This window comes from Mesorhizobium sp. M4B.F.Ca.ET.089.01.1.1 (assembly GCF_004022605.1).
GTDB classification, from domain to species: domain Bacteria; phylum Pseudomonadota; class Alphaproteobacteria; order Rhizobiales; family Rhizobiaceae; genus Mesorhizobium; species Mesorhizobium abyssinicae.
On sequence record NZ_RZOS01001360.1, the window covers coordinates 1 to 482 of the forward strand.

A 482-nucleotide genomic window follows, 5' to 3' on the forward strand; every position below is an offset into this window, starting at 1 on the left:
TGTCTGCAAACCCTGGGATGATACCGCCGGCCAGCAGCTTTTCCTTCGACAGCAGTCCGGCGTCCTCGAGCGCCTCGAAATCCGGCAGCTGGCGCAGCGTGTCGAGCCCGAACTGCGACAGGAAATTTTTCGTCGTCACATAGGTGTAAGGCGCGCCCGGCTGTGGGCTGCGGGGCCCCGAGGCGATGAGGTCCTGCGCGCGCAGCACGCCGATCAGGTCGCGCGACACCTCCTTGCCGAAGAAGGATGACAGCTCGCCACGGGTGATCGGCTGGAAATAGGCAATGCACATCAGCACGAGCGCCTCCGACTGCGTCAGGTCTTTTGCACCCTCCCCCGCCGGCGTGCCGAAGGCGGCGTGGATGGCGTCGCCAAAGACCTTCCTGGTCCGGTGCTGCCAGCCGCCGGCGACCGCGACCAATTCATATGGGCGGCCGGCGAGCTCGGCGCGGATGTCGTCGATGACCAGCTCGAGATTGCAG

At 65.8% G+C, this 482-nt stretch carries 1 protein-coding gene; it reads right to left on the reverse strand.

Features of this window, described 5'->3' with window-relative positions:
* Window positions 1–482: SMC-Scp complex subunit ScpB (locus tag EN780_RS37530; protein ID WP_133373013.1), on the reverse strand; the 482-nt coding region annotated here is incomplete at both ends.